Source organism: Microlunatus elymi (genome assembly GCF_007362775.1).
Lineage (GTDB): Bacteria > Actinomycetota > Actinomycetes > Propionibacteriales > Propionibacteriaceae > Microlunatus > Microlunatus elymi.
The window spans coordinates 4,534,044-4,548,005 of record NZ_CP041692.1 but is presented as its reverse complement, the minus strand read 5'-3'; the positions used below and the strand labels follow the sequence as shown (position 1 = coordinate 4,548,005).

Sequence of the window (13,962 nt, the reverse complement as noted above, 5' to 3'; positions counted from 1 at the left end):
AGGGATGTGGCTGCTGCTGACGGGCAGGAGCTGTCGGCCAGCGATCAGCAGCTGGTGCGCGAGCTGACCGATCGGGCCCGGGCCAACGGGTTGCAGCTGACCGGTCAGGGCGGCTTGCTGGGCCGGCTGACGAAGATGATCGTCGAGGGCGCCCTGGAGGGTGAGATGGATGATCACCTGGGGTATGCCAAGCATGATCCGGTCGGCCGGGACGGCGGTAACTCCCGCAACGGCTACCGGGCCAAGACGCTGTTGACCGAAGCCGGGCCGGTTGATGTTTCGGTGCCGCGGGACCGGGACGGCAGTTTCGAGCCGACGATCGTGGCGAAGCGGCAGCGGCGACTGTCTGGGGTGGAGGACCTAGTGATCTCGCTGTCGGCGAAGGGACTCACGACCGGGGAGATTTCGGCGCACCTCGCCGAGGTGTATGGGGCGGAGGTGTCGAAACAGACGATCTCGACGATCACCGACCGGGTGATGGAGGGGCTGGCCGCCTGGCAGTCTCGTCCGTTGGACCCGGTGTATGCGGTGCTGTTCATCGACGCGATCCAGGTCAAGATCCGGGAGGGTGAGGTCTGCAACCGGCCGATCTACCTGGCCCTGGGTGTCACCGCCGACGGTGAGCGTGACGTGCTCGGCCTGTGGGCCGGTGAGCACGGCGACGGGGAAGGTGCCAAGTACTGGCTGCGAGTGCTGACCGAGATCAAGAATCGTGGCACCAACGATGTGTGCATGCTGGTCTGCGACGGGCTGACCGGACTCCCTGACGCGGTGTCGGCGGTGTGGGACAAGACGATCGTGCAGACCTGCATCGTGCATCTGCTGCGGAACTCGTTCAAATACGCCTCGAAGAAGGACTGGGGGTCGGTCGCCAAGGACCTGAAACCGGTGTATACCGCCGCCTCCGAGGCCGAAGCGCTGGACCGGTTCGCCGACTTCAGCTCCAAGTGGGAGAAGCGTTACCCGGCGATCATCCGGCTGTGGACCAACGCTTGGGCAGAGTTCGTCCCATTCCTGCAGTTCGACCGCGAAATCCGCACCGTGATCTGCACGACGAATGCGATCGAGTCGATCAACGCCCGACTCCGGCGAGCGGTCAATGCCCGCGGTCATTTCCCCACCGAGCAGGCAGCGCTGAAGTGCCTGTACCTGGCGATCATGAGTCTCGATCCGACCGGCCGAGGACGCAAACGCTGGACCAACCGATGGAAGGCAGCACTCAACGCCTTCGACATCACCTTCGACGGACGCCTATCCGCCGGACGCAACTAACAAGATCAAAAATCAGTTACACCGAAAACTTGACAGACCCCCGACGGCGTCAGCGTGGACCTGAACAAAGTGAGTGCCCGGGTCGGGATCCCCGCCGGGGACTGGCACAGCGCAAAAACGTTCCCGCGGGAACGCCTTTCACATCCGTGGGACTGCCACGGTGCCCGAGTAAGGAACCTCTCCTGGCGCGACAGTTGATGATGGTCCAAATCCGGGAGCCGTGCGGGCAAGCGCGTCTATCGGTCAGTCCTGAGATGTCGGGTGCGCGCTGCGGGGCTGGTGCGCTGAGGTTTGATTGATGAGGGTCGACCAGGTTTGTTCGAGTTTGCTGGTGTCGGTAAGACCTTCGAGGGATGCGGCGACGATTGCGCCGGTACGGAGCATGAGGAGGATTTCGGCGGTCTCGCTCGGTGTTGGGTGGCGGAGGGCGGTGAGGGCGTCTTTCATTTGGTCCCGGACCCATGCGCGATGTTGGGCGATGAGGACGCGGGCTGGGTGGTTGGGGTTGCAGAACTCTGCCGCGGTATTGATGAATTCGCAGCCTCGGAACCCGTCGGTGTTGGTGGCTGTTGTGATGCCGGCTGCGACCGCAGCAAGCAGTGCGTGGGGTCCTCGGGTTTGACGGATCTGGGTCAGTTCGTCGCGGGCGGCGCTGGCTTGGGCCGTGAGGAACGCGACGACGAGGTCGTCTTTGGTGGGGAAGTGGCGGAAGAACGTCATCCTGGCTACCTGGGATTCCGCGATGAGTCGATCGACGCCGACGGTGCGGATGCCGACGCTGTAGAAGAGTCGTGTGGCGGTGGCCAGGATGCGGTCGCGTGCTGCCGAGGGGCGGACGGCAACTGCTGGCTCGTGGGTTGCCGGGGAAATGGTGATCCCTCCTTTGGCCCTTGACGGGATTGTCGCGCATAGCTGATACTTCAAATCATAGATAGACGGGTCCGTCTACCTGGTGCTGGGTCTCCAGAGCGGTTGATCAGCGGTCGGCTGAATGTCGATCCCTGCCGGCTGCTGTGGATCGGGGGAAGGGTCGCGCGATGAAGCTTGGTTTGGACGGAAAGTTGGCTGTCGTGACCGGGGCCAGCAAGGGCATCGGTTTGGCGATCACTCGGGCGCTGGTCGATGAGGGTGTTCAGGTGATGGCCGGGGCCCGAGCGGTGAGCCCCGACCTTGCCTGGTTGCAGTCGGCCGGCGGTGTGGAGTTCGTTTCGGTGGATTTGGCCACCACGTTTGGTGCGCAAACGCTCGTGGACCGGGCCGTCGAACGCGGTGGTCGAGTCGACATCGTGGTGAACAATGTCGGCGCGGTAACACCGCGGCCGGGAGGGTTCAACAGCGTGACGGATGAAGACTGGGTCGCCACACTCAACCTGACCTTGTTGGCGGCGGTTCGTACCGTCCGCGCGGCCCTGCCGCACATGTCCGCCGGCGGCAGCATCATCTCAATCAGCTCCGTCAACGCATCTCTTCCCGACCCACTGGTGATCGACTACTCGGCGGCGAAGGCTGCTCTGACGAACTTCTCCAAGTCACTGTCGAAGGAAGTCGGTCCGGCCGGAATCCGGGTCAACACGATCGGCCCCGGACCGGTCGAGACCGACCTTTGGCTGGGGGAGCACGGCGTGGCCCAGACGGTCGGTCAGGAGGCCGGACGGTCCCCAGCACAGGTGGCTGCCGATGCCGCGGCGGAATCGGTGACCGGCCGGTTTTCCCGCCCCCAGGAAGTGGCGGATCTGGTCCTGTTGCTGGCAAGCGATCGGACAGCCAACGTGACCGGCGCCAACTTCGCCGTCGACGGCGGAATGATCCCCACTTTGTAGTCAAATCCTGGCTGCACGGCCGATCGGATCGGCCGTTCGCATATTCAAAGGAGTCTTGCGATGTCTGATTCACCCTTGTCCGGCCCGGTGCCGGTGATGTTTGTCCACGGTCTGTGGATCCATGCGACTGCCTGGGCACCGTGGCAGGCGCTCTTCGAGGAGCGCGGCTACACCACGACAGCACCCGGATGGCCCGGAGACGGCGCAACCGTGCAGGAAACCCGCGACCACCACGAGGAACTCAACGGCATCGGTATCGAGGCGATCTGTCACCACTACGCCGACCTGATCGATGCCATGGCGACCCGACCGATCGTGGTCGGGCATTCCTTCGGCGGCCTGATCGCTCAAGAACTCTTGGCCAACGGCTACGCAGCGGCCGCTGTGGGAATCGACCCGGCGCCGATCAAGGGAGTCAAGGCGCTCCCGTTCTCGCAACTGAAGTCGAGCTGGCCGGTCCTGAGCAACCCGGCCAACAAGAAGAAGACCGTCGCGTTGACCCGCGAGCAGTTCCGCTACAGCTTCGGCAACACTCTGACCGAGGAGGAATCAGAAAGCCTCTACTCGCGGTGGACGATTCCAGGTCCGGGCCGGCCCTTGTTCGAAGACGCAACAGCGAACTTCGTCCGGAACTCACCAGCCGCCATCGACATGCACCAAGCTGCGCGCGGACCCCTCCTCCTGATCTCGGGCACTGAGGACCACGTCGTGCCGCAAAAAGTGACCGAAGCCGTCGTCAAGCTGTATGCCGACAATCCGTCCCAAACCGACTACCGCACGATCGACGGCAGAGGCCACTCCCTCACCATCGATGCGGGCTGGGCCGACGTCGCACAGATCGCCCTCGACTGGATCACCGCCAACCAGGCAAAGATCAACCCAGCCGAAGCGGCAACCTCATAAGAGCTCCGAGCCAAGCATCCCGAGCAGAGCCAAGGTCAGGCATCCAGACGCGCGGCTGGCAGAGCGCCCACGAACTGTCGAGTCGGGTGAGTTGCCAGTTGATCAACAGGTCTCGGTCAGACAGAACGAGCGAGTTGTGCTGTGCGGTCGCGGATGCGGATGACGGCGGCCGACGCTTGCGGATCAGGAAAAGATCGTCAACGTGGAAGGGGCCGTCATGGGCTACGTCAAGGTCGGTACCGAGAACAGCACCCACATCAGCATCTACTACGAAGATCACGGCAGCGGCCAACCGGTCGTGCTGATTCACGGCTACCCATTGAGCGGGCAGTCCTGGGAACGGCAGGAACGCGTCCTGCTGGCGGCCGGCTACCGGGTCATCCGCTATGACCGGCGCGGGTTCGGCAACTCCAGCCAACCCACGACAGGCTACGACTACGACACCTTCGCCGCCGACCTGAACACCCTGATCGAGACGCTCGACCTGACCGATCTGGTACTCGGCGGCTTCTCGATGGGCACCGGAGAGGTCACCCGCTATCTGAGCCGGTACGGTTCGGGCCGGGTGGACCGGGCGTTTATGTTCGGCGTCATCCCACCATTCCTGCTGAAAACGACCGACAATCCCGACGGTGTCGACCAGAAGGTGTTCGACGACATCAAAGAGATGGTGCTGGCCGACCGCTACACCTGGTTCGAGAACTTCTTCAACGACTTCTACAACGTCGACAAGCTTGCACCGGACCGGATCAGCGAGCGCGCCTGGCAGGCCTCCTTCAACGTCGCGGCATCCGCCTCTCCGCATGCGTCGTACGCCTGCGTTGACAGCTGGCTGACCGACTTCCGCGCCGACCTGCCACGGATCGACGTGCCGGTTCTCATCATGCACGGCACCGAGGATCGCATTCTGCCGTTCGAAGCCACCGCGCAACGACTGCCCGGCCTGATCACGGACCTCACCGTCATCCCTGTCGAAGGGGGTCCGCACAATATCGGCTGGACCCATCCCGACGAAGTCAACACCGCGCTGCTGCAATTCCTGAGCAGCTGACGCGACCCAGGTACACGAGCGCCTGATGGTCGCTTCTGAGTGGATGCGGCACGACTGATAATTGGTTCGCGCGCAGGCGGGGACTGTCAGAAAAACGGTGTGCGGGGTCCGGCCTGACCGAAAGGACGGGTCGGAATGACGACCGATGCAACACCCGGGCTGGATGCCCGGAGCGACACGATGCCGATCAGCCCGCCGAACGGCGGTGATGCGGTGATGCTCGATCCCGTGACGGGTGAGCCGATGGATGAGAAGGAATTGGCCGAGCAGCTGCTGGCTCAGGCCAGGGCCCAGGGTGTCAGCCTGGTCGGCCCCGGCGGTCTGCTCTCCAGCCTGACCAAGCAGGTGCTGGAGACCGCGTTGGAGGCCGAGCTGACCGAGCATCTGGGCCATGAACACGGTGACACACCGGCCGGGTCGAATGTGCGGAATGGCACCAGGTCGAAGACGGTGATCACCGAGATCGGGCCGGTGGAGATCGAGGTTCCCCGGGACCGGGAAGGGTCCTTCGAGCCGCAGATCGTCCGCAAGCGGCAACGCCGGTTGGACGGGATCGATGAGATTGTGTTGTCGCTGACCGCCCGTGGTTTGACCACCGGTGAGGTGGCCGCGCACTTCGACGATGTGTATGGGGCCAAGGTCAGCAAGGACACGATCAGCAAGATCACCGACAAGGTGATCGCGGAGATGGCCGAGTGGGCCAGTCGACCCTTGGATCCGATTTATCCGGTGATCTTCGTCGACGCCATTGTGGTCAAGGTCCGCGACGGGCAGGTCCGTAACACCCCGTTCTATGTCGTCATGGGCGTCACCACGGCCGGGGAACGTGACATTCTGGGTATCTGGTCCGGGGACGGTGGCGAGGGGGCACGGTTCTGGCTGCAAGTCTTTACTGAGTTGAAGAATCGTGGCGTCGGCGACGTGTTGATCGCGGTCTGTGACGGGCTGAAAGGGTTGCCGGAAGCGATCACCACAACGTGGGACCGGACGGTAGTGCAGACCTGTGTGGTGCATCTGATTCGCAACAGCTTCGGCTATGCCGGCCGGCAACACCGCGACCAGATCGCCAAGGCATTGCGGCCGATCTATACCGCACCGTCGGAAGCCGCAGCGAAGGAACGCTTCAACGAGTTCGCCGACCAGTGGGGTCAACGGTATCCGGCGATCATCCGACTCTGGGAGAACGCCTGGGCCGAGTTCGTGCCGTTCCTCGAATACGACGTCGAGGTGCGCCGGGTGATCTGTTCGACGAATGCGTTCGAGTCGATCAACGCCCGCTACCGGCGAGCGATCAAGGCCCGCGGCCATTTCCCCAACGAGGCTGCGGCGATGAAATGCCTGTATCTGGTCACCCGATCCCTGGACCCGACCGGTGGCGGCAGGGCACGATGGATGATCAGGTGGAAACCGGCGCTGAACGCGTTCGCGATCACCTTCGAGGGCCGGCTCGAAGCAGCCACTCACTGATGAAACCGCCGGACCTCACACACCGTTCACCGGACAGCCCCCGCAGGCGGCCCGGTCAAGGGTCGTCTGTGATGCACCGATCCGACGCTCAGCTGGGTGGCCGACGATACCGCCCGATGCCCTGATCGATGAGGTGCTCTGTCCGGACGGAAGTCAGCCGCTTCGGCAAGGGAATGGTTTGCGGCTTCGTAGCGGGGTCTGAGGATGGCCTACCATCCCTGGATGGAGTCTCGCTACGACCGAGTGGCTCAGTGGTATGCAGAGTTCACCCGCGATTGGTCGCCGGTCTGTCTTCCATATCTGCCTGTAGATCTGAGAGATCAGCGGGTGCTGGACCTGGCGTGTGGGATCGGCTCTCTCAGCGGTGTCATTGCAGAGCGTGACGCGACAGTCACCGCAATCGACGCATCGCAAATGATGCTCGACAAGGCGGCGCCTTCCGGGCGCGTGCAGTATCGCCAGGGCGATGCCACGAGCACTGATTGGTGGGATGGTGTGGCTTTCGACGGTGTGGTGTCCAACATGGCGTTGATGGATATCGAGGATCTGGACGCCGTGCTGGGGACTATCGCCGCGGTTGTCCGTCCTGGGGGCTGGGTCCTGATCGCCCTTCTGCATCCGTGTTTTCCCGGGCGGTCTGACACTGGGACGTTGTCGAGCTGGCCTCCGGACCGCGGTTACTCGTGGGAGGGATGGTGGACCACAAAGACCGATGGCGTTCGTGGCCGTGTCGGTGCCTATCACCGAAGGCTCTCGACCTACCTGAATGCGGTGATTCGCTCTGGCCTGGAGGTCGCCGAGTTTCTGGAGCCGCCTGCCGACGTGCCCCGCAACTTGGTTCTGCGCTGCCGAAGAGCCCAGTACTGAACACGTGGCGAGGGTGGTTCCTCCGTCGCGATCATCGGTGCAATCACATGGTCGAGAAAGGTGGCCCGGTGAACGATCCAGTCTGCGATACCGCCGCGCTCAGGCCTGTTGAGGTTTCGATGGGGTGAGCAGCATCGTGTTGCTCCTCGGGGAAAATGCCGGGGTTTGCTCAGGAGGGCTGAGTGATGACGGAATTGTTGGTCGGCTATGCACGGGTGTCGACCGAGGATCAGGATCTGACGGTTCAGCGTGAGGCGCTGCAGCGTCTGGGTGTCGGTGTGGATCGGATCTATGTTGATCATGGTTTGACTGGCACGAATCGGGATCGGCCGGGGTTGCGGCAGGCGATGGCGGCGTGTCGATCTGGTGACACGTGGGGTCCGGTTGAGCCTGGGTGGCTCGGTCTATGACCCTACTGATGCGATCGGTCGGCTGTTGTTCAACGTGTTGGCCATGGTCGCTGAGTTTGAAGCCGATCTGATCCGGATGCGGACCGTGGAGGGTATGAGGGTCGCGAAAGCGAAAGGGCATCTGCGCGGGAAGCTGCCGAAGTTGAGCGTTCGGCAGGAGGCTCATCTGGTCGAGTTGATGAACTCGGGCCGGTACAGTACCGGTGAGGCGGCGGAGTTGTTCGGTGTTGCACGGTCGACGGTCTATCGGGCACAGCAGGGTGCTCTGGCGAAAGGCGCCGGGACAGCGGCGACTGATCGCGACCGGGTAGCCGCTGAGAAGCCGGACCCTGGTTCTGGGCCCATCGTTGCCGTGTGACCCGGGTCGTGCCCGTTGAGGCTGCCCGGAGGTGTGCCCGGCAACGGGCGTGTCCGGGCAGCCCACGACACGGCCCCAGCACGAACCTCTTACGGGGAGGTGGGGCCATGACTGACGGGCCAGCTGAGCTGACCGGCTTCGATTCGGTGGATGGTTCGTTCGATCCAGTTGGCGTCCTCGGTGAGGCGGTTGAGGTAGAAGTGCGCTTCGATCATGTGGAGTTCGGCTGCGCCGGATTCGGTGACCAATTGTTGCGTCTTTCGTCGCTCGGCCGCGATGAGAGTGAGTCGATCTTGTAGCGCGTGGCTCGCAGTGGCAGGCGTCAGGATGCCGAGGTAGGCCAGGGCGGTCATGAAGGCGGCCCCGTCGGCCGGGTGGGCGGTGCGGAGCTGCCGGTCGACGATCTCGGCGAATGCCTTCCGCCCGCGCGGTGTGGTAGCCAGAACTGGTTTTACTGCGTGGTTTGCCGTCTCGACCCATCCCTCATCGGCCAACGTGTTCAGCAGCGTGTAGACGGTGGCGTTGCGCACGGTCAGGTACGCGTAGCGGCGGCGCAGCTCGGCGAACACGGCGTAGGCATGCCGAGGCTGTTCGACTAGCAGGCCGAGGATCGGTAGCACGAGTGGATTTGCCAGCGCGTTGGTCGGCACGTGATGTCTCCCTCAGTTGACCGTATACGGCTGATCATTCTAGATTTAGCCGTATACGGCTATCTGGGAGTGATGCTCTGTGATCTTCGGAATCTGGCCCGGCGCCATCGCCGCCGACCTCGTCACCTTGGAACCAATCGACTGCCCACCGGAACAACCGCAGCAGACGCTGCAGGCGTTGCAGACCTTGCAGGGCGATTCCGAACGGTTCTTCATCCGCAGCTACCGCCACTTCGGCCCGGGCGCTGTCGATCACGCCGGGGCGGTGGCAACACCGGCTGATCCGGGTCTATACATCGGTGGCGGTCGCCAGGTCGACCTCGTTGCGTGTTACCAAAGCCCGACACCTGATGCTGACGGGTTCGCTGAATTCGTCCGGCAAGCGGTCCGAGACGTCGCCGGCTGGGGAGGTGGGAAGGTCCAAGTCGGAGAGGAGCTGAACGTGCCGGCACCGCTGGACGGCGGCAGCCCGGGATGCTTCGAGGCCGTCTCAGCGGGAGTGCAAGCAGGTCTTGATGAGCGTGACCGGCTGGACGCCTCGGTGGCGATCGGGGTGAACTCGGCCGGCTTGGCAGATGCGCGGTTCTGGCAGACATTGGCCGATGCCATCGGCCGCGACCACATCCAACGACTCGACTACATCTGTCGGCGTACTACCTCACATGTTGCATGGGGTACGACCTGACGTGTCGGTCTCGGCATGGTGATCATGGCATGGTTTCTCCTCCGGTGGTGAGGTTGAAGCGGTCTTTGAGTCGGTAGGAGGGTCCGTTGATGTTGATGACGTCGCAGTGGTGTAGGAGTCGGTCGAGGATGGCGGTGGCTAGGACGTCGTCGCCCAGGACGCTGCCCCATTCGGTGAAGGCCTTGTTCGAGGTGATGATCATGGAGCCGCGTTCGTAGCGGCGGGAGACGAGTTGGAAGACCATGTTGGCTTCGGCCCGGTCCAGGGGGAGGTAGCCGACTTCGTCGACGATCAGGACCGCGGGTCGGAGGTAGGTGGCGAGTTGGCGGTTGAACCGGCCGGTGGTGTCGGCGGCGCGGAGTTTGCGGACCAGGTCGTCCAGGGTGGTGAAGTAGATGGAGAACCCGGCTTGGCAGGCGGCGACCGCGAGGGCGACGGCGATCATGGTTTTCCCGACGCCGGGTGGGCCGAGGAGGACCACATTGGATTTGGTGCGGGCGAACTCCAGGGTGGCCAGGTCGCGGACCTTGCGGACGTCGAGGTCGGGTTGGAAGGCGAAGTCGAAGTCGTCGAGGGTTTTGTGGTGGGGCAGGCCGGACAGGCGTAGGGCGTTGCGGAACCTGCGGCCCTCGCGCAGGCCGACTTCTTCTCCCAGGAGCAGGTCGATGAAGTCGAGGTAGCCCAGTTGGGCTTGCTCGGCGCGGTCGACCAGTGGGCCGATCGATTCGGTCAGGTGGGTCAGTCCGAGTTTGGTGGCGTGGTCACGGATCCGGTCGCTGGTCAGGCTGTTCACCGGGCCACCACCCCGGTGCGGGCCTGGGCAGCGGTGACCGGGATGATCCGGTCGTGGTCGGGGTCGGTGTGCCAGTTGTCGCGTGGGCTGGGGGTTGTGGCCTTGATCCGCTGGTGCAGGTGGAGTTGGTGGAAGCCGAGCATGTCGATCAGCCAGCCCGGGTCGGCCGGTGGGGTCTGGCCGGTGAGGTATCGGCGAAGTTCGGCATGGACGGCCGGGCCGGCGGTGCGGAGGAATTCCTCACACAGGCCGAGCAGCTCGGCCAACGTGGCGGCGGTGTACTGGCTCAGCTCCACCCCGGCAGCTGCTGGTGTCGGGCTCGGGTCCAGGCTGTGTCCGGGCAGACCCTGGATCGACGACACGGAGTTGGGTGGGCCGCAAACCTTACCGCTGCTGCTGTTCGTGCTGTTGATCATGTCGTTGTTGATCATGCTCTCGTCGTTGTTGATCTTGTTCCTGTTGTTGATCATGGTCAGCTCCTGGCGGTGTGGGATCCGGCGGCGGGGTTCGTCTGGGCGGCGGGGTTGGTCTGGGCGGCGGTCTGGTAGTCCGACAGCGGCCGGACAGCGACCGGCTGGCCGGCGGCGTGATGGCTGGCCAGCAGCGCGGTCAACGGACTTGGCTCGGCCGGACCGGTTCTGGAGCGTGGTGCCGGTGGAGGGTCGAGACAGATGGCCCGGGTGTGACCGTCGGGCAGCCCGGCCCAATGGGTCTCATCGACGATCCACGAGCCCCGTCGGCGGGCCCGTTGGTGGGTCGCCAGCCAGCCGCCACCATCAACGGCGAGCGCGCTGATGGTCACGGTGTCGGCGTTCACGGCCACCTCGACCTGCCCACCGGGCCGGACCCGGCTGGCGGGCACGGAGTAGAAGCTGGCCTCAAAGGAGACCAGGGCGTCCTTACCGACTCGACGCAGATACCGATCGCAAACCAGATATGGCCGGTCCGGCAACGGCAACAGGGCGGCCCGATCGCCGATCGCGCGAACGGCGATGACCTGACCGTGGGTGCGGTGGACCTGCCCACGTCGGATCGGTAGCCAGGCATCGAAGGCGCCGTCCAACTCCTGGATCGAGTCGAACCAGCGGCCGGCGACCACGTGTTCACGCACGATGTTGACCTGGCGTTCGACCCGGCCCTTACCGGTGGGTCGGTAGGCGGCCAGAACGTCGATGACGAACCCGTAATGATCGGCGAACGCGGCCGCTTCCGGGTGCACCGGCACCGCCAGCCCGGGCGCGACATGGCGTTTGACCACGGTCTTGGTCCGGTCATAGACGATCGCACCCGGCACCCCGCCGAAATGGGCGAACGCGCGCCGATGGCAGTCGAAGAACGTGGCCAAATCCATGCTGGTGGTGAAACAGCAGAACGGGTCCCGGGAATGGGACAAGGTCATGTGGAACGAATACACATGGCCGATCCCGACATGGGCCAGCAGATCACCCTCATCGCCCCAATCGACCTGGGCCTGCGCACCCGGCACGACCTCGAACCGGCGATGGAACCCGATCAACGGGTTCTCATCGGTCTGGGCCAGCTCGGCGGCGATCCGGGGCCGGGCCTCGGCCAGGAACATCTTCACCCGCTGATACGACCCGGTGAACCCGTGCTCGGCCACCAGCCGCTCATGGATCACCGTGCCCTTCAACCCGACATCGGCACGCAGCCAGGCCTCGACCACCCCGATGAACGGGGCGATCACCCTCGGCTGCGTCCCGGCCCGGGGCGGTGGTGTCGGTGGGACCGAGGCAGCGTCCTCGATCAGATACCTCTTCACCGTGCGCCAATCCACCCCGCACTCACGGGCGATCTCGGCAAAGCTCGCGCCGGCAACATGCAAGGCGCGGAAACGACGGACATTCATCCAGGACTCCGTATCCAGGATCATGGAGCAAGTCACCCTTCGGACTCGTCTACTTGGCAGTTGACGAACCGAAGGGTGACCCAACTCAAGGCGAGCAGGGACTCAACTCGCCGAGACCGACCTACACGTCAGGTCGTACGGAGAACGACATGTGAGGTCGTACGCGGACAACATCGGACTTGACGCGTTCCCCGATGTATTCCGACGCATCTCCTGGGAGCAATTGCCGGCGGCCGTGGAGTTTCTCCTGACGACGTTCCGGCGGGTGACTGCCGAGGCCGGGGTGCCCGAAAACACACCGATCCACATCACCGAAACCGGCTGGCCCACCGGTGAGGATCGGGACGAGGCCACACAGGCACGAACCCTGGTCGCCGTCGCCGAAGCTGTCCGAAACTCGAGTGCCGGCGTCGCTACCTACGAGTTCTTCGGTCTCCGAGACGGGCTGACCGCGGGTAGTTGGCACACCAGGTTCGGACTGCTGCGCGATGACTACACGCCCAAGCCTGCTCTTCACGCGATCCGAGACTTCATCGCCGCCCATTCCCTCTGGTAGCACGGGATCCGCTGTCCGGTAAGGGATCCCTTGTGGCACGACGATTCCACGCTCAGCTGTGTGCCCGGTGAGGCTGCCCGATGGTCTGCCCGGCCGCGGGCGTCGGCCGGTCGACTGACGACCGGTCGGCCGGGGAACGGCTTGCGGGCGTGCCTTATGACCCCAGCGGTCTTTGCCATGATCACTGTCGATCCCTTGCAGCCGACGCCGGCCATCTCTTCCACGAGAAGGGAGACACGGTCGGTAGAACGCTCGTGTCTCGGCGTAGGCGAGATGCTGGCATCGATACTCCGGTTACGCGTTCAGAGCCAGCGTTTTGCAGCCTCGACGCTGTCGCCCCCGCTGGTGTTGAACGCGATCGCGGCCTGCGGGGCCTCGCGTCGGATCATGTTGACGATCCATTCGAAGAGTTCGAGCAGTTGCGTTGGCTTGCGGATGCCACCTCCGACGACAACGACGTCCCACCGCCGCTCGACCAATGCCGCCAGTGCCGCGTCCTCGGTGGTCTCGTCGAGCCTCAGCAATGTTATATCAGCTTCGATCCCTAGATTCGCGAATCGACTCAGCTCAGCCTCGAGCCGGGCTCGCACGGCTTCGCCGTCCATGCCGGGAATGGCACGCGGGTCAATTCCTAGGACCAGTACAGAGGTCACGATCGCCAAGCTATCGGACGCGAGCCAGCGCGCGTGACGGCCGGTCACCGTGCTTGGCGATTCCGCTGGACCATGCGCAGAGCCCGAGGGAACGAACCTTGCCGATTGGCAAGTCGCCCGCCCTGACGTGGTCACGCCACCTGCCCGGAACGGGATCCCATGCGGTCGATGGTGTTCAGTCCAGGCGCCAGGGTGCATCGACGGAAACGGCACGGCCTTCTGTGACCCAGAAGACTCCGATGTGGAGGCGCCGAAGGGCCGCGTCGACTCTCTCGATTCGGGACCGATGAGCCTGGTCGTCGGGCAGGGCGATTGCTGCCCGGGTCGATTGAGATTGCGACACCCAGGTCATCGCACGCAGCACCGCCACTGCGACGTGGGTATGTACCTGGCCGCTGGTAAACGTCTTTCCGAATCGAGCGCTATGCCCACGCGAGCTGCCGGACCCTTTCGCTTCGACTCTCAACACTTCGTTGCCTTTGGTGGCGACAATGTCGTCACCGTGTTCTGTGGCGTGAGCGATCGATTCAATGGTCCAGCCGTGCTGCGTGATGAACTCGGCCACTGCGTCGACGACGTCGTCTTCGAGGAGCATGTCCGGAAGCTATCA

General features: G+C 64.0%; 16 protein-coding genes and 1 pseudogene. 10 read left to right on the top strand and 7 right to left on the bottom strand.

What is annotated here, in order from left to right; all coding sequences use genetic code 11:
- Positions 1-30: 30 nt before the first annotated feature.
- The gene (locus tag FOE78_RS20710) at positions 31-1,272 is read left to right on the top strand and encodes an IS256 family transposase (protein WP_168207653.1); all 1,242 of its coding nucleotides are present in this window, start codon (positions 31-33) and stop codon (positions 1,270-1,272) included.
- A gap of 243 nt (positions 1,273-1,515) precedes the next feature.
- Here the strand turns inward: FOE78_RS20710 and FOE78_RS20705 are convergent, their stop codons facing one another.
- Entirely contained in the window at positions 1,516-2,196 is a 681-nt protein-coding gene (locus FOE78_RS20705; protein ID WP_168207614.1) for a TetR/AcrR family transcriptional regulator, read from the bottom strand.
- 113 nt (positions 2,197-2,309) lie between these two features.
- On the opposite strand from FOE78_RS20705, the gene FOE78_RS20700 reads away from it, so the two are divergent.
- The 7 genes and pseudogenes from FOE78_RS20700 to FOE78_RS24315 all read left to right on the top strand — a co-directional run bounded on the left by FOE78_RS20700 (position 2,310) and on the right by FOE78_RS24315 (position 8,148).
- The gene (locus tag FOE78_RS20700; RefSeq protein ID WP_143987944.1) at positions 2,310-3,092 is read left to right on the top strand and encodes an oxidoreductase; all 783 of its coding nucleotides are present in this window, start codon (positions 2,310-2,312) and stop codon (positions 3,090-3,092) included.
- A gap of 75 nt (positions 3,093-3,167) precedes the next feature.
- Positions 3,168-3,995, top strand: coding sequence for an alpha/beta hydrolase (locus tag FOE78_RS20695; protein ID WP_210414698.1), 828 nt, complete (start codon positions 3,168-3,170; stop codon positions 3,993-3,995).
- 202 nt (positions 3,996-4,197) lie between these two features.
- Positions 4,198-5,046 (top strand): alpha/beta fold hydrolase, encoded by an 849-nt coding sequence (locus FOE78_RS20690; protein ID WP_228265922.1) that lies wholly within the window; start codon positions 4,198-4,200, stop codon positions 5,044-5,046.
- Positions 5,047-5,262: 216 nt separating this feature from the next.
- Positions 5,263-6,513: an IS256 family transposase gene (locus FOE78_RS20685; RefSeq protein ID WP_143988986.1), complete on the top strand. Its 1,251-nt coding sequence runs from the start codon at positions 5,263-5,265 to the stop codon at positions 6,511-6,513.
- Between the two features lie 222 nt (positions 6,514-6,735).
- Entirely contained in the window at positions 6,736-7,380 is a 645-nt protein-coding gene (locus FOE78_RS20680) for a class I SAM-dependent methyltransferase (RefSeq protein WP_168207613.1), read from the top strand.
- A gap of 185 nt (positions 7,381-7,565) precedes the next feature.
- A pseudogene (locus FOE78_RS24320) lies at positions 7,566-7,851 on the top strand (recombinase family protein); the annotation flags it as partial.
- On the top strand, positions 7,834-8,148 hold the full coding sequence (locus FOE78_RS24315; protein ID WP_407662669.1) for a helix-turn-helix domain-containing protein: 315 nt from the start codon (positions 7,834-7,836) through the stop codon (positions 8,146-8,148). The pseudogene FOE78_RS24320 and the gene FOE78_RS24315, both read left to right, overlap by 18 nt.
- A gap of 89 nt (positions 8,149-8,237) precedes the next feature.
- Here FOE78_RS24315 and FOE78_RS20670 read toward each other — a convergent pair whose 3' ends face one another.
- On the bottom strand, positions 8,238-8,717 hold the full coding sequence (locus FOE78_RS20670) for a hypothetical protein (RefSeq protein ID WP_266094992.1): 480 nt from the start codon (positions 8,715-8,717) through the stop codon (positions 8,238-8,240).
- 160 nt (positions 8,718-8,877) lie between these two features.
- Here FOE78_RS20670 and FOE78_RS20665 point away from each other — a divergent pair, with 160 nt between their 5' ends.
- On the top strand, positions 8,878-9,483 hold the full coding sequence (locus tag FOE78_RS20665; RefSeq protein ID WP_143987941.1) for a hypothetical protein: 606 nt from the start codon (positions 8,878-8,880) through the stop codon (positions 9,481-9,483).
- A 22-nt stretch (positions 9,484-9,505) separates the two neighbouring features.
- On the opposite strand, the gene istB is transcribed toward FOE78_RS20665, so the two are convergent.
- Genes istB through istA form a run of 3 tightly spaced genes read right to left on the bottom strand, consistent with a single transcriptional unit; the run spans position 9,506 to position 12,167 of the window.
- A complete protein-coding gene (gene istB / locus FOE78_RS20660; protein ID WP_143984779.1) occupies positions 9,506-10,276 on the bottom strand; it encodes an IS21-like element helper ATPase IstB in 771 nt (256 codons plus the stop codon).
- Positions 10,273-10,746 carry a hypothetical protein gene (locus FOE78_RS20655; RefSeq protein ID WP_143984780.1) on the bottom strand — a complete coding sequence of 158 codons (474 nt, stop codon included), beginning with the start codon at positions 10,744-10,746 and terminating at the stop codon, positions 10,273-10,275. The genes istB and FOE78_RS20655 overlap by 4 nt, the downstream gene beginning before the upstream one ends.
- 2 nt (positions 10,747-10,748) lie before the next feature.
- Positions 10,749-12,167, bottom strand: a complete 1,419-nt coding sequence (gene istA, locus FOE78_RS20650; protein ID WP_210414671.1) for an IS21 family transposase — start codon at positions 12,165-12,167, stop codon at positions 10,749-10,751.
- Between the two features lie 241 nt (positions 12,168-12,408).
- Between istA and FOE78_RS20645 the strand changes: the two genes are divergently transcribed.
- A complete protein-coding gene (locus tag FOE78_RS20645) occupies positions 12,409-12,699 on the top strand; it encodes a hypothetical protein (RefSeq protein WP_143987940.1) in 291 nt (96 codons plus the stop codon).
- 302 nt (positions 12,700-13,001) lie between these two features.
- On the opposite strand, the gene FOE78_RS20640 is transcribed toward FOE78_RS20645, so the two are convergent.
- Together FOE78_RS20640 and FOE78_RS20635 are read right to left on the bottom strand one after the other, a co-directional pair.
- A complete protein-coding gene (locus FOE78_RS20640; protein WP_143987939.1) occupies positions 13,002-13,352 on the bottom strand; it encodes a hypothetical protein in 351 nt (116 codons plus the stop codon).
- 175 nt (positions 13,353-13,527) lie between these two features.
- On the bottom strand, positions 13,528-13,947 hold the full coding sequence (locus tag FOE78_RS20635; protein WP_143987938.1) for a hypothetical protein: 420 nt from the start codon (positions 13,945-13,947) through the stop codon (positions 13,528-13,530).
- Between the last annotated feature and the right edge of the window lie 15 nt (positions 13,948-13,962).

Excerpts from the sequence above, each read along its gene's own strand:
- FOE78_RS20700 (WP_143987944.1), top strand. The coding sequence starts at position 2,310 with ATGAAGCTTGGTTTGGACGGAAAGTTGGCTGTCGTGACCGGGGCCAGC.
- FOE78_RS20685 (WP_143988986.1), top strand. The coding sequence starts at position 5,263 with ATGCTCGATCCCGTGACGGGTGAGCCGATGGATGAGAAGGAATTGGCC.
- FOE78_RS20680 (WP_168207613.1), top strand. The coding sequence starts at position 6,736 with ATGGAGTCTCGCTACGACCGAGTGGCTCAGTGGTATGCAGAGTTCACC.
- FOE78_RS24315 (WP_407662669.1), top strand. The coding sequence starts at position 7,834 with ATGGTCGCTGAGTTTGAAGCCGATCTGATCCGGATGCGGACCGTGGAG.
- FOE78_RS20655 (WP_143984780.1), bottom strand. The coding sequence starts at position 10,746 with ATGATCAACAACAGGAACAAGATCAACAACGACGAGAGCATGATCAAC.
- istA (WP_210414671.1), bottom strand. The coding sequence starts at position 12,167 with ATGATCCTGGATACGGAGTCCTGGATGAATGTCCGTCGTTTCCGCGCC.
- FOE78_RS20635 (WP_143987938.1), bottom strand. The coding sequence starts at position 13,947 with ATGCTCCTCGAAGACGACGTCGTCGACGCAGTGGCCGAGTTCATCACG.